The sequence below is a fragment of the Actinoplanes campanulatus genome (assembly GCF_014647795.1).
Taxonomy (GTDB): Bacteria; Actinomycetota; Actinomycetes; order Mycobacteriales; family Micromonosporaceae; genus Actinoplanes; species Actinoplanes campanulatus.
Window position 1 is genome coordinate 280,762 of the sequence record NZ_BMPW01000008.1, and the last position, 21,481, is coordinate 302,242.

Genomic DNA, 21,481 nt, shown 5'->3' on the forward strand with positions numbered 1-21,481 from the left:
ACGGGCCGGTTTCGTCGTACCCCGTTGATAACGTCCCGCACATGCCGATCAAGCCCGTGCACGGTGGGGACCCGATGCCCCTGGAGAGTCCTGACGACGTGGCCACTCTCGTCGGGCATCTGGAGCGGCGGGATCGGGAGCCGGCCTGGCTCGGCGACCACTTCTCCTACCTGGCCGGCACGAGGCCGGACTGGTTCCGCCCGTTCCAGGAGACGGTGATCGCCGGCAACCATCTGCCGTTCTGGGAGGTGGTCTACAACGACGCGTGCGTGCTGCTCGCCGGCGCCTCCGACCGTTGTGTGGAGACGCTCGCCGGGCGGCTGCGTGACCGCTGGTCCCACTACGACATGTGGGCGCTCGCCGCGATCGGCACCGACGCGGCCCGGGTCGTGATCGCCGACCTGGTGCGCGCGGGCGGGGACCGGCAGGATCTCGAGGATTCCGGGATCTGGGTGCCACCCACCGGCCCCGCTGAGTACAGGTTCACGTCTCAGCGCCGCGCCGTGGTGCTGGAGCCGGGTGACTTCCCCGGCGCCGACAATCCGGTCGGCCTGCCGGTCGAGCGGATCGTGCGCGACCCGGCCACCACCCCGGTGGTCTGGCACTACGCGTCGTTCCGGCTCGGCCAGATCCCCGGGCTGCCACCCTTCCCGGCCGAGCGGGCCCACCTAGTCGCGCCCGCGTCGGCGTGCCTCTGGACGGTGTTCGCCGACATCGGCGCCGACGGCCGCTACCTCGGCGAGGAGGTGCGGTTCGAGTCCGGCGACGACGACCCGGACGAGGACTACGCGGACGATGCCCCCGGCTTCGGTGTCGGCCGGGTGGTGCTGCGCCCCTACGGCCCCGACCTGATCTACAGCAACGGCAACGTCCACTCCTCACCCGGCGTGGTCGGCACCGCGGGCGGCCCACCCATCGGCCTGTACCCGAACCCGTCCTGCCCGTCCTGCAAGCGCTTGATGTTCCACGCCCTCACCGTGGAGACCTACATCCGCGAACACGGCGACGGTTTCCGCAGCCTCTACCTCTGCGAGGACTGCCACAAGGTCGCCTCCACCGCCACGGGGTGGAACTAGCGACCTTGTGGCCGAGGTCCGCGTTTCGCTTCCGGCTCCTTTCCGGTACGCGTGCCCTCGCGGCGTCTCCTCTGGACCGTCCCGTCCGGTCGGCGCGCGCCTACTGCCCACTTCGCGGCCTGTGCCGCGCCCACCGGGCGGCGACCGGTTGCCGCAGCGGTCACGGCAGTCGTCATCCACCGTCCACCAGGACCGGCGCCCACATCCGGCCAACCTCCCGGGCGGACGCACACGGCCAGGCGGACGCACACGGCCGGGCGGGCGCAACCGCCGGGCGGACGCACACGGCCGGGTTTCACCGTGGGCGGGCGCACACATTCGGGCGGTCGAAGCCGTGGTAGCCACACACGGGAGACGTCACGTGCGCGCCCACCACGGCTGTATGCCATACCGACGACCACGACACCGCCATCGTGCGCGCCCACCCGCCCCGGTGACCGGCGTTACGACTGAGAGTGGGCAACCCGAGTGCCTGGCCGGCACGAGCGCGACCATCCGCCCAGCGTGACCGAACGGCCAGCCTTGTCCAGCACCGGGTTCGACATGCTGGGGAACGTGCCGGGTGGCGTGTCTGTCACATCGGGACGGGGCGGGTCGTCGTGATGGCATGAAACGGATTCTCGTCACCGGGATCACCGGCACTCTGGGGCGGCAGGTGGCCGGCATGCTGCGGTCGTTCGGCGCGGAGGTTCGAGGGCTGAGCCGGCGGCCCGGGCAGGATTTTCAGGGGGATCTGGCCGATGGTTCCGGGCTGGGCGCGGCGCTGAGCGGTGTCGACACGGTGGTGCACTGTGCCAGTGACACCCGGCGGCTGGGGCGCGGCGATCTTCAGGGCCTGCGGAACCTGCTGGCGGCGGCCGGGCGCGCCGGGCGGCCGCATGTGGTGTTCGTGTCGATCGTGGGCGTCGATGTGATCCCCTACCCGTACTACCGGGTCAAGCTGGCCGCCGAGGGCCTGGTCGAGGGGTACGGCGGGACGATCCTGCGGGCCACCCAGTTCCACGAGTTCGTCCTCGGTGGAGCCCGGATCGCGGCGCGGCTGCCGGTCGTGTTCGCCCCGGACGTGCCGGTGCAGCCGATCTCGACCCGGGATGTGGCCACCCGGATCGCGGAACTCGCCGACGGCCCGCCCGCGGGACGGGTCCCCGATCTGGGCGGTCCCGAGATACTGCGGGCTCCGGACCTGTTCCGCGACTATCTGCAGGCGACGGGACGCGACCGTCGGCTCGTTCCGGTGCGGCTGCCCGGGGCCACCTTCGGCGCTTTCCGGCGGGGCGCCCACCTGGCCCCGTCGCACCGGTCGGGCGGCGAACGCTGGGCCGATTTCTTGCACGCCCGAACCAGCGGGTGACCGCTCGGCAGACTTCATGCACACCCGAATCAGCAGGAGCCAGCTTGGCAAACTTCATGCGCGCCCGGACCAGCAGGAGACAGCTCGACAGACTTCATGCGCGCCCGAACCAGCGGGTGACCGCTCGGCGGACTTCTTGCGCGTCCGAACCAGCGGGCGACCACTGGGCGGACTTCCGGCACGCCCGGACGGGCGGGGCGGGGTGGAGAGAGCGTGAGTGGGCAGCTAAGCCCGGCGGGCGCGCCGCCGGGCCCGGCCCGGCAGATGATCGCGGTCTTCCCACGGCGGCTCGCCTCACCCGTACAAGAAAGAAAGAAGGAGCCGCCGAGGGTGACCGATCGTCAGGTGAGGGTGCAGCTCAGGTTGGCCGGAGAGGCGGCGGGGCCGCTGCCGACGAAGCCGAACGTGGTGCTTGCGGAGGGTGACAGCGCGCCGTTGTGGGCGGCGTTGCGGACGGTGACCGCGGGTGTGCCGAGGGCGCCGTTCCAGAGGGAGGCGACCGTGGTGCCGGACGGGAAGGTCCAGTTCACGGTCCACGCGGTGCCGGCGGTGGTGCCGGTGTTCTTGACCGTGACCTCGGTCTGGAAGCCGCCGGTCCACGAGCCGATGGTCTTGAACGTGGCCGAGCAGCCCTGGCCGCCGCCGTCTCCCCCGCCGGTTCCGGTGGTGACGGTGCGTCCGGCCGAGGCGGCGGAGACGTTTCCGGCGGCGTCGCGGGCCTTGACGCTGAACGTGTATGCGGTGTTCGCGCTCAGCCCGGTGGCGGTGTACGAGGTGCCCGAGACGGTGGCCACGACGGTCCCGTTGCGCAGCACGTCGTAGGAGGTCACGCCGACGTTGTCGGTGGACGCCGTCCAGGTCAGGGCCACACTGTTCGCGGTGATCGTGCCGGCGGTCGGCTGTCCGGGCGCGGTCGGTGACGTGGTGTCGCCGTCCTCGCCGCCGTCGCCGTAGCGCTGTCCGAGACTGATCCCCGTGGTGCTGCCGTCGCCGCCGAGCGGGACCTGGTGGTCGAGGCTGACGAACCGGCCGTCGTGCTGCCACAGCGCCGGCTTGAGCAGGGCGTACTTCTGCTCGTCCCAGGTCTTCCAGTCGTCGAGCAGCAGCCCGCCGGTGTCGCCGGAGTTGGGGTTGAGCACCCAGAACGTCTGGTGCAGCTTATGTTCGGCGATCAGGTCACGCAGCGCGGTCATCCACTTGTCCTGGCGCGCGTCCTGGCCGAGGCGGCCGCCCCACTCGCCGATCAGCAGCGGCGCGGTGCCGTTCTCGTGCAGGTAGAACCAGTTGGGCCGCCACACGTCGTTGGTGAGGCTGGCCTTGTCGAACGGCTTGTCGAACCACGGCTGGTTGTAGACCAGCGGTCCGTAGTCGTGTGGTGAGTAGACGAGCTGATCCTGGTTCTGACCGAGATTGATCGGGTGGTCCTTGACGCCGCGGAGGTTGCCGCCCCACCAGTTGTAGTAGTAGTTCGGCGACAGGTCGGGGTCGGTGTTCGGGGAGCTCCAGGTCTCGCCCTCGCGCGGGTAAACCTCGTTGCCCTCGACCAGGATCAGCACGTTCGGGTTGATCGCCAGGATCCGCTTGGCGGCCGTCTCGGCGGTGTTCTTCCAGTTGTCGACGTCGGTGGTCGCGTCCCACTTGGCGCGCGTGGTGTCGTTCGGGGTGCCGTGCGGCTCGTTCTTCAGATCGAAGGCGACGACCGTGTCGTTGGTCTTCCAGCGGGTGGCCGCCCACTCCCAGGCCTGGTAGTACAGCTCCGGGGTGACCGTGCCCTTGTACCAGACCGGGTGGATGTGACCGGAGTTGTCGGCCTCGGCGGAGTGCACGTCGAGCAGGACCTTGATGCCGTACTTCTCGCACAGGTCCAGCCAGGACTCGAAGATCTCCAGGCTGTCCATGCCGGTGAGCTCGGGGTTGGCGTAGGTGTTCACGTTCGGCGCGGCGGCCTGCCCGTTCTTCCACTCCAGCAGCAGTTGGGTGGAGATCGGGACGCGGACCAGGTTGATGCCGCGGTCGGCCATCGACTTGGTGATCTGGGTGATGTTGGCCGACCACAGGCCGTGGAAGACCCGCTCGGAGGCGTTGAAGCCGAACCAGTTGGCTCCGGTCAGCCAGACGGGATTGCCGGCCGCGTCGACGATCTTGTTGCCGGAGACGTGCAGCCAGTCCTCGGCCGGGGGCGCGGCCGAGGCGAGGTGCGGGGCGGCTGCGCCGCCGGTCAGCGCCAGGGCGGCGCCGAGCAGGGCGGCGGCGAACCGGCGCCCGCGGTGTGGTTTCGCGGTCACTCGATCACTCCAAGGGGATGGGGTACGGGTTTGGGAGCGCTCCCATAGACAGTATTTAATCTCACCGTCACCGTGTTCAAGAGGTAGCCGGTTCCGGAAATGTCGCCGGCGCCGGCGCGGCGTACCGGCCGCTCGTGAGGTTGCCCCCGGGTTCGGGGTCACTGGAGAGGAACTGCGAGATCAGGTAGCCGTTCGCGCCGTGCAGCTCCACACCGTCGAAGCCGGCGTCGACCGCGTACCGGGCCGCCGGCGTAGGAGCGTGCGTGTTCGGGCACCTCGGCGGTGTCCAGCGCTCGGGGAGATCAGGCGGGTGCGGTTCATCCAGCGGCTGTACGCCGCCGGGCTCCCCAGCCGCACGATCGCCGAGTTGCTGCCGTGCGTCGACTCACCGACCGCCGACACCGCCTGGACGCAGCTGCATCAGGAGCGGGACCGCATCACGCAACACATCGAGGAACTCACCCTAGGCCCGTGACGTGCTCGACCAGCTTATTGCCATCAACCGGGAGCACCGATCCCGGCTCGCCGCCCGATCAGCCGGGGCACCCGCGGCAGTCGAATGACCCCGCCTCCATCAGGTGCGGTCGAGTCGACCCGCCGTTCGATCCGGTCATGGGAATGCGCGGGCGAGAGAGTCGATGGGTCATCGCAGGTAGATGGCGCTCAGGGGTCGGCCGGCATAGGACGTCCGTCACGACGCGTAACCCCCTGGTCACGTGACGGCCGCCAGCGATCGGCATGATCCTGCGGTGATCAACTATCGGGCGGGCGCGGCCGTTCTAGCGGTGCTGTCGGTGGGTGCCTGTGCTGCTCCGGGGACGGATCCGGTCGCCGTTCCGTCGGGCTGCGAGGCCACGGACGTACGTTGGTCGGCTCCCGTGAAGGAGCCGCGCCTGACCCAGGTGACCCTCCAGGAGGACTTCGAGGATCCGACCGGCCGGGTCGTGCTGGATGAGCCGTTCGCGCCGTCGATCATCGGTGTGACCGCCCCGGACGACTGGGTCGGCGTGCTCGCCGGTTCGCTCGCCGAGGAGACCGGTACGAAGGTGCAGACCGGTCCGGCCACGCTGCCGGACGGTGACATCAGCTTCGGCGTGCTGGGCGGTGAGGTGCCCGGCATTCCGCAGACCCTGTTCTACGTGGGCGTGGAGCGTGTGTCGGCCGAGTTCACGGTCGCCTGCTCGACGTCGGTGACCGGCGTCTTCGAGTCCTGGTCGACGATCGATTTCGGCGGCGTGGCGTGCGGCAGCTTCGACGAGCCGCAGGAGCCGCTGGGACGCCTGGCCCGGACCCATTGTCCGGCGACCCCGGAGCCCCGTCCCTCCGGCTACGTCGACGCCGTCCCGTTCAATGAGCCCTCGCCGTTCTGAGCGGCAACCGTTCACACCGATTCCTCCCGGCGGGGATGATCTCAGCCGGGACGATGTCGAGGCACGCGGCGAGGTAGACGTCGAGCCCGTCCCGCGTCGGGCGGTCGGCCCACCACTGTTCCTGGGACATGGCCGCCGCCGACGGGCCGGACGCTACCGCGTACCGGAAATGTGGGCGCCGGCCTTGGCTCGAACGCGGTGAACGCGTGTTCGACCGGTGCTGCGATGGCGATCCGCCGCTGGACCACTACGGCAGATTCCCCTCATTCGATGGAACGTCGGTGGACGGTTGTTCGGCGACCTCGCGGTAGCCGCTCAGGGCGCGATTCCGGAGGGTGTCCAGCTGGTCTCGGATCCGCCAGGACTTCCCAGCCGTCGCCGCCTTGGTGAGTAGCGGCAACCGCCCATGCAATACGGAATACTCCACCGAAACGATTTGATCAGCAAGAACGAGCCGACAGAGTCGATTACATTGACCCGGAAGCGGAATCTCACGAGCTATTCCTGGCTTGCGAATTAGCAAATTCTGTGATTGCAAGAGGATTACGCAAAATCCATTGAGATACGACATTACCAAAGGCGACTTTGCGTCACCATGCATCGCATCTGATCCCGCTTCGACCTCGCGCCGGCAACCGGCCACCAACCGACACATGAGGGGCCGCGGGAGCTCGAGGCGCACAACCGCCCTGCCCAGACCGGCTGCCAACGGGTCCAATCAGACCGATGTCGTGCACGAACATGGCAACTCTGGGCGGCCGTGTCCCAGCCTGTTCACTCGTGTGCGAATGGCACGGAATCCCCCTCGATCCGGGCCTAGCCACTGTGCGCCGTTTCACGCAGCGCCGGCTCCACATTGACGGGACGCGCCTCCAGACGGTCGTCTCGGCGCCCCGCCGGGTAGCGAGCCATTGATCAAGTGTGGCAGGCTGCGGAGCCACGGGGGGTCCGCTTGTCGATTCCACATTGGCTCGGCATGCCCCCGTGCCATCAAACACCGGGGGGTTTATTAATGGCGTTAACAACTTTGGACACCCGAGCGCCGAGCGGCGCCTGGGTCCGTGTGCAGTGGACCGACGGGTCCAGTCTGGCCGATCGGATCGCCGGGGTGCGGTTCGTCGGCGGCAACTACGGGCGCGGCTTCCAGATCGGCACGCGGGGCAACCACGAGTTCGCCACCACGTACTTCGTGGCTGCTTCGGTGAAGAAGCGGCTGGTGGTCGGCAACCGGGAGGTGGTCATCTCGGAGGCCGACGACGGAAGCTCCACCATCGTGTCGCTGCTGGGCAAGCACCACGAGCTGATGACGGTCTTCTCCGGGCCCGCGCCCACCGACGTCAATCTGACCGGCCTGTTCTCCGTGCTCGACATCGACGACCAGCCGGAGGGCATGCGCGTCGTCCCGAAGAAGTCGACGCTGCTGAGCGTCGCCAGCGAGCATGTGCTCGCCACGATCGAGAACCGGGGTTCGGTCAACGTCCCGTCCCGCGACCGGGGTCGTGACCTGCTGCCGAAGGCACGCGGCGCCAAGACCGCGTCCGGAGAGGTCTGGCGGTCCCGGCTACCGGGCGTCGAGGCGACGGCTACCGGCGTGGAGAACTTCGCCTTCACCATGGGCTTCTCCAAGGCCGTGGCCGAGGTTCACCTGGATGCGCTGGAGGACGTGCCGGACTCGGAACTGCTCGGCTGGCTCGACGGCATCAACGTCGAGTGGTCCGGACGGTAGCTCGGTGAGTCCGTTGTGGGCCCTGTTGCTTCTGACCTGGGCCGCGATGATCATTCTGTTCCTCGGCCTCGGCGCGGTGCTGCGCGAGGTCCGGATGCTGCGGGCTCAGATCGATGCCGCGGCGGCTACCGGCGAGCGGGTCGACATCGAGCTGCCCGCCAGCGTGGCCGGTGGCCGGGGAGGCCTGGTCCTGGCCGTCGACAGTGGCTGCCCGTTGTGCATCGCCGTGGTTCAGCGGGTCGGGTCCGTGATGTCCGGACCGGACAGTGCGGCAGCGGTCCTGCTGACCTTCGAGCCCGAGAAGCAGTGGAACGGACTCACCGGTGGTCTCCCGGTCGTACGGGACGAACGCGCATGGTCGGCGATCGCTCATCTGAGCACGCCGATCCTGTTGCAGGTGGACGGGCAGGGCCGAGTACGGCGCCTGCACCTGCCGGCCAACGAACGTGACGTCACTCCGGTCCTCCAGTCGTGGGGCCTGTTGAGTCAATCCGAGAAGAATGGGCGGGCCAATGCCGCTTGACATGGAACAGATCCCCGACGCCGAGACCTCGGTCGGCACCGAGCCGACCCTGGCTCTGACCGGACTGGGCAAGGCGTCCAGCCGGCGCCGTACGGTCCTGCGCGGTGTCGCCTTCTCCAGCCTGACCCTGGGCGCCACCGCGCTGAGCTGGTCGCCGCTGGGGGGTCAGCGGGCGGCCCGGGCGGAGAACGGTCCCAACGGGCTCAAGGGCTGGGACCGGACCGACTGCAGCGATGCCTACCCCAGCGGCTACAGCGAGGAGAAGGACACCGGCGGCTCGTACGTGAACGAGCCGGCGGCCTGCTTCGGCGGTGACTTCATGGGCAGCATGTACTGCTCGTCGGGGTGGCACAAGAAGGGCACCGAGCGCGACGCCCCGATCCTCTACACGTACACGCCGATCTCCACCGCGTGCGGTTCGAGCACCACCAAGAACGCGTGGAAGTGGAAGACCGGCACCAAGGTGTGGCGCTGCTCGGACGGCAACACCCGCGTGTCCGGCGGCGGATCGACGCGCACGTACCTGACGATCTGCCGCGCTCGGGCCTGATGACGGTCGGTACTCCACGGCGCGTGCTGTGGCACCCGCTTGTCGCCGCGGCACTGATCGGTGCCGCGGCGACCGGTGGCGTTCTGCTGCACATCGGCGCCGTTTCCGTGGCCGCGCTCATCGGGTGGCTGGTCGCGGGCGCGGCGGGCGGCTTCGCCGTCAGCGGCTCCACTTGAAGCCGCAACTCGGCCTTCGTGCTGAACTCGCCGGTCGGGCGAGGTTATCCACAATTCTCCTTCTGTCTGGGGCAGGTGCTCGGTGCGCTGGTCACCGCGCTCGGTGCCCTCGTGGTCGGCTCCCTTCTGCGTCTGGCGGCACCGTCGGGCGTGTGGGTCGTGCTGCTGGTGTGCTGGTTCGCCGTCATCACCGTGCGGGAGTTCGGGCTGCTGTCGTTCGGGCTGCCGCAGAATGCCCGTCTGGTGCCCGTGACGGTGTTCCGTCATGGACGGTTCTTCGGTCCGTTGCAGTTCGGGCTTGAGATGGGCACCGGCCTGCGCACCTACGTCACCAGCGGATTGCCGTACGTTCTGCTGCCGGCCGTCGCCCTGCTCGCGTCACCGGGCGCCGCACTGGTCGCGGGCCTGGGCTTCGGGCTGGGCCGTTCCCTCATGACGACGTCCAACCTGCGGTTCAGCGACGACAACTCGTGGGACCTGGAGTTCTCCCTCTACGAGCGGTGGATCAAGGCCATTCTGGTCATGGCGTTCGCCGGGGGGATCTTCGCCGCGGTGATCTGAGAAATTTTCCTCCGGCGCCTGCAACAGGCGCTCCGGCTCCGGCGTACTAGTTGGCAGGAAAACGGAGGTGACATGACGGACACGACGTTCGACGAGTTCGTGCGGCAGGCGCTGCCCGGTCTGGCTCGCTACGCCTACGTGCTCGCCGGCGATCGGCACGCAGCCGAGGACCTGCTGCAGGACTCCCTGGTGAAAGCCATGGGCGCATGGTCACGAATCAGGCGAGACGGCAACCCGGTCGGCTACGTCAAGACCATCATGGCCCGGACGAATGTCAGCTGGTGGCGTCGGCGGCGACCGTCCGTGGCGGTCAGTGAGACTCTGGCCGCCACGGACGCAGCCCTGGCCGGGGTGGAACATCGCGATGAGCTGCGCCGGGCGTTGGCCACGCTGCCGCCGCTGCAACGGACGGTTCTCGTTCTCGGCTTCCTCGATGAGGCCGAGGACGAGGAGATCGCCAGTCTGCTGCACCGCCGGCCCGCCACCATCCGTTCCCTGCGGCGTCGCGCTCTGCAGAGTCTGCGCCGCAACCTTCGGATCGATGAGCTGCGGTCGGTCGACCGGGCAGCGGACCTTCAGGAGACGCCATGACGGAGAAACTGGAAGAACTGCTGGCCGCCGAGTTCCGCGACGGCCCCTACGACCTGCCGGTCGACGCCGACCGGCTCACCACGACAGCGCGTCGGCGCCGGGCGCGCCGGACCGCCGGCACCGCCGCGGCAGCCGTCTGCGCGGTAGCGCTGGGGGCCACCGCCGGAATCAGCATGCTCAACGCCTCCGGCCCGGGACCCGCAGATCTCCAGCCGGCCGGCCCCGCACTGTCGATCTCATCCGCACCGGCAACGCCGGCTCTGGTACCACTGCGGATCCGGGCGGACAGCGTGCAGATCGGCGAGGCCGTGGTGCGCGGCCTCCCCGCCGAGGCCGAGTTGTTGAACACGGCGGGAGCCGCGCAGCCGCCGGCCGCCGCGCTGCCCAGCACCGGCGACCGGGCCTCACTCTCGGTGCCGGGCAAGCAGGACGCCGAGACCCGGCTCACCGTCGTCGTAGACGCCCAGGACCGCCCTGGCCTGCCCGGGGACCCCGAACCTCAGGACTGGTTCGGTTCCCTCGGCGGCGCAAAGGCTCTGCTGACGGTGGATGACAGCGCACAGACGACCTATTTCACGATGAACACCCCGGCGGGCCGCCGCTGGGACCTGGCTGCAACCGGCGCCGACGCCACTGCTCGGCTCGCCCTCATCAAGGACGTAGCTGTCGCAACGGCCCCGGGGCGCTGATTCACCGGCGCGAGCCGGCGCCTCCGGTCCGGACCGGCCTGCCCACACCAGCAAGCTGAGGTGCGAGCCAGCTGATCAGGGCGACCAGTATCGCCGCGCATCCGACGACCATCCGATCCGTCACGGCGGCGTCCGCATCCGGCGCAGACGCCGCCACGATCACGGCGCCACAGAACATCCAGGCCCGCACCACCACGCTCCAGGAGACGGCGCTGTCGCCGTCGAAGCAGCCGCAGGGCGTTCCAGGTCGCCGGATGCGCAGGACCGTGGTGTAGACACCGAATGCCGCGTACATCGCCGACGCCGGAGTCATCAACGGCCAGCTTGCCGTCAGCCACCCGGCAACGGCGCCGGCACCGGCGGCGACCTCGACGACGGCGACCACCGCGGCCAACGGCCGGTGCGACCACCGCGGAACCATGCGCTGTGCCGCCAGCACCGCCGCGAGATGCGCCCGCCGGCGTAGATGCCCGACGCCTGCGGCCAACAGCAGCAGCGCGCCACCCACCGCTATCGCCGTGGCGATCTGCTGATGCATTCGATCTTCTCCGTTCCGGACGGTGTCAGCGGCGTACGTCGGCGGGACCGGTCCACATCGGAAGGCCGGCCTCCCGCCACGCCTGCACCCCGCCGACCATGTCGGTGGCCCGGTGCAGGCCCACCGCGCGCAGACTCGCCGCCGCCAGGCTCGAGCTGTAACCGTGCCGGCAGACCACGATCACCGCAATGTCGTAGCCGATGGCCTCGGGAATCCGGTGCGGGGACGCCGGGTCGAGCCGCCACTCCAGGACGGTACGGTCGATCACCAGGGCGCCGGGAAGGTCGCCCTGCTCCCGCCGTTGGACATCGGTGCGCGTGTCGATCAACAACGCGCCCGCTTCGGCCGCCGCGAGCACCTCATGCGGCAGCAACCGTCGTACGCCCACGCGGGCCTCATCGAGAAGCGCCTGAACGCCGCGAGCCGGGGTGCTGGTCATCGAGATTCCTTCGTCAGAATGCGGCGGGCGGTGTCGAGCCTGCGGGTGGCGCCCTGCCGGTCGAGGTGCTCCAGCAGCGGCACCGCCACCCGTCGGCTGGTGTCCCATGCCGCGCGGGCCTGGCTGACCGTGAACGGCTGCGGTAGCGCGGCGACCCGCCGCAGCGCCTCGGCGGGCGCGCCGGGCAGCAGGTAGACGCCGTCAGTGATCCGGATCAGAACGCCCGCGGTGACGGCGGCGGCCAGATGCCGCCGGGACAGGCCGAGCCGGGCGAGATCCTCGGCGCCGGGCGCGGCGAACGGGGCGTCACGCAACCCGGCACAGATCTCGTCCAGCGCGCGGCGAATCGGCGCCGGGAAGCGGATCCCGGTGTCCCGGCCGTGTACGCCACTGACATCCAGCACCAGCCCCGCCTCGGCGGCCAGGGCGCCGACCAGCCGCGCATCGGTGATCCCGGCCCGGCGAGCCGCAGCGTCGGGGGCGATGCCGGGAGACAACGGGTTCGCCGCCGCCCACTCGTCGACGACCCGGTGCAGTGCGGCCGTCCATTGCTTCCACACGACCGGGTCGACCAGCCACCCGCCGGCGGTGACCACCCCGTCCGGGTCGGCGTCCCCCGGGGCCAGGACACCGGCCATGACCAGCGCCTCGCGCCGGACCGCGCCGCGGCGGCCCACCTCCTCGGCGACCGTCGGACGGTCACGCATCCCGGCCAGAGCGGTGGCCCGCCGCCGGGCGTCGCCGCGGGCGTGCAGTCCGGGCGGCATGGTGTCGAGGACGACGAACCCGGCGACGACGTGCCGGGCGCCCGGATCACGGAGCAGGCCCCGCTCGCCGACGTGCAACGGCAACGGCGTCGCCGGCGTGAGGCGGGCGGCAGACGGGCCGAGCATCCGCACGCGTACGGCCACCGCCGCCGACCCCAGGTGCAGCGTCAGCTGGGCGGGCAGCCGGTCGGCGGCCCGAACCAGGCGCACGTCCATGGATGTGACCGGGGCGAAGGCGCCCGGCTGGACCAGAGCGTGGCCCCGGCGTACCTCGTCGGTTTTCAGCCCGCGCAGGTTGACCGCGAGCCGGGAGACCGCGCCCGCCCGGTCGACGTCGGTTTTGAGGCTTTGCAAGCCGCGGACCTGCACGGTACGGCCGGACGGGTAGAGCAGCAGGTCGTCGCCGACCGTCACGGTCCCGGACGCCAGGGTCCCGGTCACCACGGTGCCGCTGCCCCGTACGCTGAACGACCGGTCCACCCACAGTCGCGCCGGTCCCGGCGCCGGTGCGGGAAGCGCGCGGGTGAGATCCCGCAGCGTGTCCCGCAGCGCCGCAAGGCCCTGACCGGTCACGGCCGAGACCGCGACCGCCGGGATCCCGGCCAGGCCGGTGCCGTCCAGCCGCTCGCGGGCCTGCGCGATCGCCGGGCCGGGATCGGCCAGGTCGCTGCGGGTGACGGCGAGAACCCCGTGGCGTACGTCGAGCGCGTGCAACGCCGCCAGGTGCTCCGCCGACTGTTGCCGCCAGCCCTCATCGGCGGCGACGACGAACATCACGGCGGTGACCGGGCCGACCCCGGCGAGCATGTTCGTCACGAACCGCTGATGGCCCGGCACGTCGACGAAGGCGGTCATCTCGTCGTCGGCGAGGCTCGTCCACGCGAAGCCGAGGTCGATGGTCATGCCGCGGCGGCGTTCCTCTGCCCACCGGTCGGGTTCCATCCCGGTGAGGGCACGCACCAGCGTCGACTTGCCGTGGTCGACGTGCCCGGCGGTCGCGATCACGAACACGCGTGCTCCACAGCCTCGACGAGGGTCTCGTCGTCGGCCGACGGGACGCAGCGCAGGTCCAGCAGCAGGTGGCCGTCGCGGACCCGGCCGACCACGCACGGCATGCCGCGACGCAGCGGCGCGGCCAGTTCGGCCGGGAGCCGCACGGCCCATCCGGGCAACGTCAGGCCTGGCGCCGAGCCGCCGCCGACCACACCGTCGCTGGCCGTCACCGTCGCCGCGATACCGGATGCCACCAGCCGGGCAGCCAGTTTCCCGGCGCGTTCGCGCAGCTCGACCGGGTCGGCGTGCAGGGCCGTAGCGGTGGGAGTGACCGGCCGGCGCAGGGTCGCCTCCAGCGCGGCGAGGGTCAGCTTGTCGACGCGCAGGGCACGGGCGATCGGGTGGCGGCGCAGCGTCTCGATCATGTCGCGGTCGCCGAGCAGCAGTCCGGCCTGCGGGCCGCCGAGCAGCTTGTCGCCGCTGGCGGTGACGATCGTGGCGCCGTCCCGCAGCCAGGTCGCGGCGTCGGGCTCGTCGGGCAGCAGGGGTTCGGGCCGCAGCAGGCCGGAGCCGATGTCGGCGACGACCGGCACACCCAGCCCGGCCAGTTCGGCGACGCCGACGCTGGAGGTGAAGCCTTCGATCCGATAGTTCGACGGGTGGACCTTGAGAATGAAACCGGTGTCCGGGCCGACCGCGTCGGCGTAATCGCGCAGGTGTACGCGGTTGGCGGCGCCGACCTCACGCAGCCGCGCACCGGCGCCGGCCAGCAGCTCGTGCAGGCGGAAGCCGTCACCGATCTCCACCATCTCGGACCGGGCCACGACGATCTCCCGGCCGGCCGCCAGGGCGGTGGCCGCCAAGACGAGCGCGGCCGCCCCGTTGTTGACCACGTGCACGTCACCAGCGTCCGGGACGGCGGCGCGCAACGCCTCCAGGGTGCTGCGACCGCGGCGGGCGCGGGCGCCGGTGGCCACGTCGTACTCGACGTCGACATAGCCGGCGGCGGCGGTGACCGCCTCGACGGCCGCCGCCGACAGCGGGGCCCGGCCGAGGTTGGTGTGCAGCACCACGCCGGTCGCGTTGATGACCCGTCGCAGCCTGGTCGGGGTGACCGGAAGCGCGGCGAGCGCGGTGTACAGGACCGCGGCGGGTTCGATGCGGCCGGCCCGGGCCAGTTGCTGGGCGTCACGGACAGCCTGTTTCACCAGGACCGGGCCGACCTGCCGGTGGGCGTCGGCCAGCAGCGGGTCGGCGAGCAGGAGGTCGGTGCGGGCGATGGCGCGGCGCGGATCGCCGCTCATCGCACCACCAGCGTGTGCTCGCCGTCGAAGGCGATCAGCTCACCGATCACCGTGCCGCCCGGGATCTCGCCGGCGACCAGCAGGCCGCCGGAGGTCTGCGCGTCGGCGAGCAGCAGCCGCTCCAGTTCGGTGACGTGCTGGCCGAAGCTGGTGTGCGGGTGCACCCAGTCGAGGTTGCGGCGCGACCCGCCGCTGACGAAACCGTCGCGCGCCGCCTCGCGGGCACCGTCGAGATAGGGCACCGCGGCCGCGTCGACGACCGCCGTCACCCCGCTCGCACGGGCGAGTTTGTGCAGGTGGCCGAGCAGACCGAAGCCGGTCACGTCGGTGGCGCAGACCACGCCCGCCGCCAGGGCGGCCTTGGACGCCGCCCGGTTCAAGGTGGTCATCGCGGCGACCGCCTGCGCGAACACCTCGCCGGTCGCCTTGTGGCGGGAGTTGAGCACGCCGACACCCAGCGGCTTGGTCAGGCTCAGCGGGACACCGGGCCGACCCGCGTCGTTTCGCAGCAGACGGCGGGCGTCGCCGATCCCGGTGACCGCCAGCCCGTACTTCGGCTCGGCGTCGTCGACACTGTGCCCGCCGGCCAGATGGCACCCGGCCTCGCGGGCGATGGCGTACCCGCCGCGCAGCACCTCGGAGGCGACCGCCATCGGCAGCAGGTCACGCGGCCAGGCCAGCAGGTTCACCGCGAGGACCGGGTCGCCGCCCATCGCGTACACGTCGGACAGGGCGTTCGCGGCGGCGATGCGGCCCCAGTCGTACGGGTCGTCGACCACCGGGGTGAAGAAGTCGGTGGTCGCGATGATCGCGGTGTCGCCGTCGAGCCGGACGGCCGCCGCGTCGTCGCCGGACTCCAGGCCGACGAGCAGTTCCCACGGCGACGGCACCGGGCCGGCGTCGAAGACCCCGCCGAGCGCGGACTCCAGCTCACCCGGCGGAATCTTGCAGGCACAACCGCCACCGCGAGCGAACTGGGTCAGGCGCAACGAATCCTCGACCAGATCCATCCGACGTTTCCCCCCGTAGACGTCTTATGGCGGAGGCGGACAGGAATCGAACCCGCCGGCCGGGCTGAGCCAGGCCCACCCGCTTTGAAGGCGGGGGAGACCACCAGGAACTCAAACGCCTCCATACCTGGATGGATCTTAGACCACCCCCTCCAGGCTGGAGGGCTGGTGCCCGCGGTGTGCTTTCTCCTGGTAACGGGTGCGAGGGTTTCGAAAAGTGTCGGTGGTCGCTGCTAAGTTCTGCGCCGTGACCATTCACGAGTTCGTGACGACGTTCGCGGATCTTCCCGTCGTGCAGTCCGAGGACGACCCCGATCCGGCCGACCCGGCCGCCGTGGCCTGGCGGATCGAGATGGAGGACTTCGAGGCCTCCGAGGAGGAGTTCGCCGCGGCCTTCGAGCGGATGCTGGCGCGCAGCGGCCCAGCCGGCCCGACCGCGCTGATCATCGGCGAGTGGGGGTGCGCCTACGACACGGCCTTCCCCATCCGGGTGCTGCTCGACAACGCGGCCCGGCTCACCGGCCTGCGCGCGCTGTTCATCGGCGAGATGAGCTATGAGCAGTGCGAGATCTCGTGGATCCACCACAGTGACATCACCCCGCTGCTCACCGCGTTCCCGGCGCTGGAGCGGCTGCAACTGCGCGGCGCCGACGGCCTCGAGCTGAGCCCGGTGCGTCACGAGAGCCTGCGTGCGCTGGTCTTCCAGTCCGGCGGTCTGCCCGCCTCCGTGATCCGGGCGATCGGCGCCAGCGACCTGCCGAGCCTCACCCACCTGGAGCTGTGGCTCGGGGTGGCCAACTACGGCGGCGACGCCCGCGCCGAGGATCTCGAGCCGATCCTGGCCGGCCGTTCCCTGCCCGCGCTCACCCACCTGGGCCTGCGCAACGCGGAGATCGCCGAGGAGCTGGCCGCCGCGGTCGCCGCCGCGCCGGTGGTCTCCCGGCTCACCAGCGTCGACCTGTCCCTCGGCGTCCTCGGTGACGCGGGCGCCGCGAGCCTGCTGGCCGGGCAGCCGCTCACCCACCTGGAGTCGCTGGACCTGCACCACCACTTCATGTCGCCGGAGATGGCCCAGCGGGTGGTCGACGACCTGCCCGGCGTGACGGTCGACGTCTCCGACCCGCAGAAGGAGGAGCGCTGGGGCCGGTACACCGCGGTGGCGGAGTAGATGCCGCTCGCCCTCGTCGGTAACCCGTCCAACCGCCGGGTCGCCCTGTTCACCGCCGCGGTGCGGCGGGCCGGGCTGCCCGCGCCGGCGATCCATCCGTGGCGCGAGGTGCTGCCCGCCGGTCACGTTCCCGGCCCCGGCACGCTGGTCCGGATCGACTCGCCGGGCGAGGACGCCGAGGTGGACCGTCTGCTCCGCACTCTCGGCTCGGGCCGCCCGGCCACGACGGCCCGGCACGGCGAGATCCTGGGCATGGGCGCGGCCTTCGCCGGGCTGGGGCTGGCCCTCGCCCGCATCGCCGACGGTGGCGGGCTGCCGCTCAGCGATCCCGCGGACATCCTGACCATGACGGACAAGCGCCGCTGCCACGCGCTGTTGTCGGCCGCCGGGGTTCCGGTTCCGCCCGCGCTCGCTCTCTCCCCGGCGGCGGCCCCGAATGCCGCGGCCTCCGCGCCGGTGCACGGTTACGAAGCGCTGCGGGCCGCGATGCGGGCGGCCGGGTGGGGGCGGGTCTTCGTGAAACCCGCCCACGGCTCCTCCGCCTCCGGGGTGATCGCCTTCGCCGCGGCCGGGCGGCGGGTCACGGCCGTCACCTCGGTCGAGCTGAGCGGTGGGTCCCTCTTCAACAACCTGGGGGTACGCCGTTATGACGACGAATCCTCCATCCGCACGATCGTCGACCTGCTGGCGCCGGACGGGCTGCACGTCGAGCAGTGGTTCCCCAAGGCGTCCCTCGGTGACCGGGTGCTCGACCTGCGGGTCGTGGTGATCGCCGGTCGGCCACGGCACGTGGTGGTGCGGACGAGCCGGTCCCCGATGACGAACCTGCATCTCGGCAACGCCCGCGGCGATGTCGGGGCGGTGCGGGCCGCCGCCGGTGAACGATCGTGGGCGGCCGCGATGGAGACGTGCGTGCGGGTGGCGGCGTGCTTTCCCCGTACCCTGCATGTCGGTGTTGATCTGATGTTCCGGGTGGGTTGGCGTGATCATGCGGTGGCTGAGGTGAACGCGTTCGGCGATCTGCTGCCCGGCGTGCTCGCGGACGGCCAGGACACGTATGACGCGCAGGTCGCCGCCCTCCTCGACGGGTGGGCGGACGCTTCGTGCGTGAGCTGATCGGCACCCATGACCTTCTGTTCGTCACGTTGGACACGTTGCGGTTCGATGTGGCGCAGCGGTGCCTGGCCGACGGGCGCACCCCCCGGTTGGCGAAGGTGCTGCCCGGCGGCGTGTGGGAGCGGCGGCACAGTCCGGCGAGCTTCACCTATGCGGCGCATCACGCCTTCTTCGCGGGTTTCCTGCCGACGCCGGTGACGCCGGGGCCGCACGAGCGGCTGTTCGCGGCCCGGTTCGGTGGCAGCGAGACCAGCGGGCCGCGGACGTTCGTGTTCGACGCCCCCGATCTTCCGGCCGGGCTGGCCGCCGCCGGATATCACACGGTCTGTCTGGGTGGGGTGGGGTTCTTCAATCCGGCCGCGCCGCTGGGCCGGGTGCTGCCGGGCATGTTCGCCGAGTCGCACTGGGAGAGCGCCTTCGGGGTGACCGCACCGGACTGTCTCGGCGCCCAGCTCGACCGGCTGGAATCGATCATCGCGGGACTGCCCGCCGGCCGGCCGCTGTTCACCTTTCTCAACGTCGCCGCGATGCACCAGCCGAACAAGCACTACGTCCAGGGCGCCGGCAGCGACTCGGTGGCGACCCACGCGGCCGCCCTGGAGTATGTGGACGGTCGCCTCGACCGGCTGTTCGGGCTGGTCAGCGGGCGTGAGCGACCATGCTTGGTGATCATCTGCTCGGATCACGGCACGCTCTACGGCGAGGACGGTCACGTCGGTCACCGGGTCGCGCACGAGACGGTGTGGACGGTGCCGTACGCCGACTTCATCCTGGAGCCATCGTGAGCCTCGACGATTCGCCGTATCAGGGGTATCTGTACGCGTACCCGCACAAGACCGCGTACCGGAGACTCGACCCGCGGCCGCTGCTGAGCGACGTGTGGTCGGGTGAGCGGCAGGACTCCCTGTTCGGATACGTGCATCTGCCGTTCTGCGAGATGCGCTGCGGCTTCTGCAACCTGTTCACCCGCGCCAACCCGCCGGACGAGCAGGTCACCGCGTATCTGGCGCAGCTTCGCCGGCAGGCGGCCGCGGTCCGCGACAGCCTCTCCCCCGACGCCGTGTTCTCCCGGCTGGCGATCGGCGGCGGCACCCCCACCTATCTGACCGCCCCGGAACTGTCGGAACTGTTCGGCATCGTCGGCGACGCCTTCGGCACGACCGCGGTCCCGCTGTCGGTGGAGACGTCCCCGGCCACCGCCACCCCCGACCGGCTCGCCGTCCTCGCCGAACACGGCACCACCCGGATCAGCATCGGCGTGCAGAGCTTCCTCGACACCGAGGCCCGCGCCGCCGGCCGGCCACAGCGCCTCGCCGAGGTGCGGGCGGCGCTGACGGCGATCCGGGAGGCGCGGATCCCGGTGCTCAACATCGACCTGATCTACGGCATCGACGGGCAGACCGCGGCCACCTGGCAGCACTCACTCGACGAGGCGCTGCGCTGGCGGCCCGAGGAGCTGTACCTGTACCCGCTCTACGTGCGCCCGCTGACCGGACTGGGCCGGCGCGCCCACGCCCGAGCCCACTGGGACCGCCAGCGCCAGGAGCTGTACCGGCAGGCGGTCGAGGTGCTGACCGCCGCCGGCTACGTGCGGCATTCGATGCGCCAGTTCCGCCGGGCCGGCGCGCCCGTCCCGGACGGCCCCGACTACTGCTGCCAAGACGACGGCATGATCGGGCTGGGCTGCGGGGCGCGCTCCTACACGACGGAGCTGCACTACTCGTTCGACTACGCGGTCGCCGTCCCCGAGGTCCGCGCGGTCATCGACGACTACCTTTCCAGACCACAGACCGATTTCCGGTACGCCGAGATCGGCTTCCGCCTGGACGCCGTCGAACAGCGGCGCCGCTGGCTGCTCAAGTCGCTGCTGCGGGCCGAGGGGGTGGACGCCGCCGCCTACCGCTCCCGGTTCGGCACGGCGCACACCGGCGACTTCCCGCAACTGGACGACCTGGTGGACCGGGGCTGGCTGAACCCGGCCCGGACGCAGCTCACCGGCGAGGGCCTGGCCTGGTCCGACGCCATCGGACCGTGGCTGGTGTCGGCAGGCGTCCGGGAAGCGATGGGGACCTACGTTCTGCGATGACCGACCTCTACGTGCTCTACCGTGGGCCGCTGGCGAGCTGCAACTACGACTGTCCGTACTGCCCGTTCGCCAAGCGCGTCGACCCGCCCGGCGTGTTGCGCGCCGACCGGGCCGCCCTGGAGCGCTTCACCGGCTGGGTGGAGGCGACCACCGACCGGCGGCTGTCGGTGCTGTTCACGCCGTGGGGCGAGGGGCTCACCCGGTCCTGGTACCGGGACGCCATCGTGCGCCTCTCCCACCTGCCGCACGTCGCCCGGGTCGCGATCCAGACGAACCTGGCCGCCCGCACCGGCTGGCTGGCCGCGGCGAACCCCGGCGTCGCCGCCCTGTGGACCACCTACCACCCGGGCGAGGTGACCCGCGAACGGTTCCTGGCCCGCTGCCGGGAACTCGACCGGCTCGGCATCCGCTACTCGGTCGGCGTCGTCGGCCTCCCCGGCCACTACGACGAGGCCGTCGCGCTGCGCTCGGCGCTGCCGTCCACGGTCTACCTGTGGGTGAACGCGGCCGACGGCCACGTCTACACCACCGAGGAGGAGCGGCGCTGGACCGCGCTGGATCCCCGCTTCGGCGACAGCGTCCGCCCGCACCCGTCACTCGGCCTGCCGTGTCACGCCGGCGAGACCGCCATCTCGGTGCTCGGTGACGGCACGGTCCGCCGATGCCACTTCATCCAGGAGCCGATCGGCAACCTCTACGACGGCACGTGGCGCGCGGCCCTCCGACCGCGCCCGTGCACCAACGCCCTGTGCGACTGCCACATCGGCTATGTGCACCTCAAGCCACTGCACCTGCGCGACGTCTACACCGAAGGCCTCCTCGAACGCATCCCCGCGATGTGGCCCCTCCCCTGACCTCAGCTCCCGGCCCGACCGAGGCCACCGAACGGCCACACCGCACCAAAGAAATTCGTGGTCGAGGTCCGCGTTTCGCTTCCAGCTCCCTTCTTCTTGTACGCGTGTCCCCGTCCCGCCTTTTCAGGTTTGTCCCGTCTGGTCGGCGCGATCCTGCTGCCTACTCCGGCCTGTGCCGCGCCCGCCGGGCGCAGATCGGTGCCCGGGCAGGCCGAGCCCGACCGCCACTTCCGCCACTTGCCGCCGGTCACCCCGAGGGGGGTGGTCGCGGTCTGCACCGGGTTGCCCGCTCTCGGCCCGTAGCGCCG

Annotated in this window: 23 protein-coding genes and 1 tRNA gene; 16 read left to right on the top strand and 8 right to left on the bottom strand. The window is 71.0% G+C overall.

All coding sequences use genetic code 11. The annotated features are described in order from the left end of the window. The first annotated feature begins 41 nt into the window (after positions 1-41). Together IEZ13_RS17745 and IEZ13_RS17750 are read left to right on the top strand one after the other, a co-directional pair. On the top strand, positions 42-1,076 hold the full coding sequence (locus IEZ13_RS17745) for a hypothetical protein (RefSeq protein WP_183218781.1): 1,035 nt from the start codon (positions 42-44) through the stop codon (positions 1,074-1,076). A 607-nt stretch (positions 1,077-1,683) separates the two neighbouring features. After that, positions 1,684-2,427 carry an SDR family oxidoreductase gene (locus IEZ13_RS17750; RefSeq protein WP_183218782.1) on the top strand — a complete coding sequence of 248 codons (744 nt, stop codon included), beginning with the start codon at positions 1,684-1,686 and terminating at the stop codon, positions 2,425-2,427. A 341-nt stretch (positions 2,428-2,768) separates the two neighbouring features. Here IEZ13_RS17750 and IEZ13_RS17755 read toward each other — a convergent pair whose 3' ends face one another. Together IEZ13_RS17755 and IEZ13_RS47915 are read right to left on the bottom strand one after the other, a co-directional pair. Continuing rightward, positions 2,769-4,712 (bottom strand): cellulase family glycosylhydrolase, encoded by a 1,944-nt coding sequence (locus IEZ13_RS17755; RefSeq protein WP_183218783.1) that lies wholly within the window; start codon positions 4,710-4,712, stop codon positions 2,769-2,771. 76 nt (positions 4,713-4,788) lie between these two features. Then, entirely contained in the window at positions 4,789-4,923 is a 135-nt protein-coding gene (locus tag IEZ13_RS47915; RefSeq protein ID WP_229794764.1) for a hypothetical protein, read from the bottom strand. Positions 4,924-5,022: 99 nt separating this feature from the next. Between IEZ13_RS47915 and IEZ13_RS17765 the strand changes: the two genes are divergently transcribed. The 9 genes from IEZ13_RS17765 to IEZ13_RS17805 all read left to right on the top strand — a co-directional run bounded on the left by IEZ13_RS17765 (position 5,023) and on the right by IEZ13_RS17805 (position 10,898). Further along, complete coding sequence (locus IEZ13_RS17765) at positions 5,023-5,187, top strand: MerR family transcriptional regulator (RefSeq protein WP_183218784.1); 165 nt, start codon at positions 5,023-5,025, stop codon at positions 5,185-5,187. Between the two features lie 403 nt (positions 5,188-5,590). Further along, positions 5,591-6,082: a hypothetical protein gene (locus IEZ13_RS17770; RefSeq protein ID WP_183218785.1), complete on the top strand. Its 492-nt coding sequence runs from the start codon at positions 5,591-5,593 to the stop codon at positions 6,080-6,082. Positions 6,083-7,109: 1,027 nt separating this feature from the next. Continuing rightward, positions 7,110-7,808, top strand: coding sequence for a hypothetical protein (locus IEZ13_RS17775; protein ID WP_183218786.1), 699 nt, complete (start codon positions 7,110-7,112; stop codon positions 7,806-7,808). Between the two features lie 4 nt (positions 7,809-7,812). Next, positions 7,813-8,331 carry a hypothetical protein gene (locus tag IEZ13_RS17780; protein ID WP_183218787.1) on the top strand — a complete coding sequence of 173 codons (519 nt, stop codon included), beginning with the start codon at positions 7,813-7,815 and terminating at the stop codon, positions 8,329-8,331. A 1-nt stretch (position 8,332) separates the two neighbouring features. Continuing rightward, positions 8,333-8,881, top strand: coding sequence for a hypothetical protein (locus tag IEZ13_RS17785; RefSeq protein ID WP_203833691.1), 549 nt, complete (start codon positions 8,333-8,335; stop codon positions 8,879-8,881). 23 nt (positions 8,882-8,904) lie between these two features. Beyond that, the gene (locus tag IEZ13_RS17790; RefSeq protein ID WP_183218789.1) at positions 8,905-9,057 is read left to right on the top strand and encodes a hypothetical protein; all 153 of its coding nucleotides are present in this window, start codon (positions 8,905-8,907) and stop codon (positions 9,055-9,057) included. Positions 9,058-9,132: 75 nt separating this feature from the next. Then, positions 9,133-9,618 carry a hypothetical protein gene (locus tag IEZ13_RS17795; RefSeq protein WP_183218790.1) on the top strand — a complete coding sequence of 162 codons (486 nt, stop codon included), beginning with the start codon at positions 9,133-9,135 and terminating at the stop codon, positions 9,616-9,618. 72 nt (positions 9,619-9,690) lie between these two features. Further along, on the top strand, positions 9,691-10,209 hold the full coding sequence (locus IEZ13_RS17800; RefSeq protein ID WP_183218791.1) for a SigE family RNA polymerase sigma factor: 519 nt from the start codon (positions 9,691-9,693) through the stop codon (positions 10,207-10,209). Further along, positions 10,206-10,898, top strand: coding sequence for a hypothetical protein (locus IEZ13_RS17805; protein WP_183218792.1), 693 nt, complete (start codon positions 10,206-10,208; stop codon positions 10,896-10,898). Before IEZ13_RS17800 ends, IEZ13_RS17805 begins: the two co-directional genes overlap by 4 nt. A gap of 1 nt (position 10,899) precedes the next feature. Here IEZ13_RS17805 and IEZ13_RS17810 read toward each other — a convergent pair whose 3' ends face one another. The 6 genes from IEZ13_RS17810 to IEZ13_RS17835 form a co-directional block, all read right to left on the bottom strand. Further along, positions 10,900-11,436: a MauE/DoxX family redox-associated membrane protein gene (locus tag IEZ13_RS17810; RefSeq protein WP_183218793.1), complete on the bottom strand. Its 537-nt coding sequence runs from the start codon at positions 11,434-11,436 to the stop codon at positions 10,900-10,902. A 25-nt stretch (positions 11,437-11,461) separates the two neighbouring features. Continuing rightward, entirely contained in the window at positions 11,462-11,875 is a 414-nt protein-coding gene (locus IEZ13_RS17815; protein WP_183218794.1) for a rhodanese-like domain-containing protein, read from the bottom strand. Then, the gene (gene selB / locus IEZ13_RS17820) at positions 11,872-13,653 is read right to left on the bottom strand and encodes a selenocysteine-specific translation elongation factor (RefSeq protein WP_183218795.1); all 1,782 of its coding nucleotides are present in this window, start codon (positions 13,651-13,653) and stop codon (positions 11,872-11,874) included. Before selB ends, IEZ13_RS17815 begins: the two co-directional genes overlap by 4 nt. After that, the gene (gene selA / locus IEZ13_RS17825) at positions 13,644-14,939 is read right to left on the bottom strand and encodes an L-seryl-tRNA(Sec) selenium transferase (protein WP_183218796.1); all 1,296 of its coding nucleotides are present in this window, start codon (positions 14,937-14,939) and stop codon (positions 13,644-13,646) included. The genes selB and selA overlap by 10 nt, the downstream gene beginning before the upstream one ends. Next, positions 14,936-15,949 (bottom strand): selenide, water dikinase SelD, encoded by a 1,014-nt coding sequence (selD, locus tag IEZ13_RS17830; protein ID WP_183218797.1) that lies wholly within the window; start codon positions 15,947-15,949, stop codon positions 14,936-14,938. The genes selA and selD overlap by 4 nt, the downstream gene beginning before the upstream one ends. A 27-nt stretch (positions 15,950-15,976) precedes the next feature. Further along, positions 15,977-16,072: transfer RNA gene (locus IEZ13_RS17835), tRNA-Sec, on the bottom strand. A 124-nt stretch (positions 16,073-16,196) separates the two neighbouring features. On the opposite strand from IEZ13_RS17835, the gene IEZ13_RS17840 reads away from it, so the two are divergent. Genes IEZ13_RS17840 through IEZ13_RS17860 form a run of 5 tightly spaced genes read left to right on the top strand, consistent with a single transcriptional unit; the run spans position 16,197 to position 21,173 of the window. Further along, positions 16,197-17,117, top strand: coding sequence for an STM4015 family protein (locus IEZ13_RS17840; protein ID WP_183218798.1), 921 nt, complete (start codon positions 16,197-16,199; stop codon positions 17,115-17,117). Continuing rightward, positions 17,118-18,233 carry an STM4014 family protein gene (locus IEZ13_RS17845; protein ID WP_183218799.1) on the top strand — a complete coding sequence of 372 codons (1,116 nt, stop codon included), beginning with the start codon at positions 17,118-17,120 and terminating at the stop codon, positions 18,231-18,233. Next, the gene (locus tag IEZ13_RS17850; protein ID WP_183218800.1) at positions 18,221-19,018 is read left to right on the top strand and encodes an STM4013/SEN3800 family hydrolase; all 798 of its coding nucleotides are present in this window, start codon (positions 18,221-18,223) and stop codon (positions 19,016-19,018) included. Before IEZ13_RS17845 ends, IEZ13_RS17850 begins: the two co-directional genes overlap by 13 nt. Then, positions 19,015-20,319, top strand: coding sequence for an STM4012 family radical SAM protein (locus IEZ13_RS17855; protein WP_183218801.1), 1,305 nt, complete (start codon positions 19,015-19,017; stop codon positions 20,317-20,319). Before IEZ13_RS17850 ends, IEZ13_RS17855 begins: the two co-directional genes overlap by 4 nt. Beyond that, entirely contained in the window at positions 20,316-21,173 is an 858-nt protein-coding gene (locus tag IEZ13_RS17860; protein ID WP_183218802.1) for an STM4011 family radical SAM protein, read from the top strand. The genes IEZ13_RS17855 and IEZ13_RS17860 overlap by 4 nt, the downstream gene beginning before the upstream one ends. Positions 21,174-21,481: the final 308 nt, after the last annotated feature.

What these genes read in the sequence shown, in the direction of transcription:
- IEZ13_RS17745 (WP_183218781.1), top strand. Translation starts at nt 42, where the DNA reads ATGCCGATCAAGCCCGTGCACGGTGGGGACCCGATGCCCCTGGAGAGT.
- IEZ13_RS17750 (WP_183218782.1), top strand. Translation starts at nt 1,684, where the DNA reads ATGAAACGGATTCTCGTCACCGGGATCACCGGCACTCTGGGGCGGCAG.
- IEZ13_RS17785 (WP_203833691.1), top strand. Translation starts at nt 8,333, where the DNA reads ATGGAACAGATCCCCGACGCCGAGACCTCGGTCGGCACCGAGCCGACC.
- IEZ13_RS17800 (WP_183218791.1), top strand. Translation starts at nt 9,691, where the DNA reads ATGACGGACACGACGTTCGACGAGTTCGTGCGGCAGGCGCTGCCCGGT.
- IEZ13_RS17805 (WP_183218792.1), top strand. Translation starts at nt 10,206, where the DNA reads ATGACGGAGAAACTGGAAGAACTGCTGGCCGCCGAGTTCCGCGACGGC.
- IEZ13_RS17810 (WP_183218793.1), bottom strand. Translation starts at nt 11,436, where the DNA reads ATGCATCAGCAGATCGCCACGGCGATAGCGGTGGGTGGCGCGCTGCTG.
- IEZ13_RS17815 (WP_183218794.1), bottom strand. Translation starts at nt 11,875, where the DNA reads ATGACCAGCACCCCGGCTCGCGGCGTTCAGGCGCTTCTCGATGAGGCC.
- selA (WP_183218796.1), bottom strand. Translation starts at nt 14,939, where the DNA reads ATGAGCGGCGATCCGCGCCGCGCCATCGCCCGCACCGACCTCCTGCTC.
- selD (WP_183218797.1), bottom strand. Translation starts at nt 15,949, where the DNA reads ATGGATCTGGTCGAGGATTCGTTGCGCCTGACCCAGTTCGCTCGCGGT.
- IEZ13_RS17845 (WP_183218799.1), top strand. Translation starts at nt 17,118, where the DNA reads ATGCCGCTCGCCCTCGTCGGTAACCCGTCCAACCGCCGGGTCGCCCTG.
- IEZ13_RS17860 (WP_183218802.1), top strand. Translation starts at nt 20,316, where the DNA reads ATGACCGACCTCTACGTGCTCTACCGTGGGCCGCTGGCGAGCTGCAAC.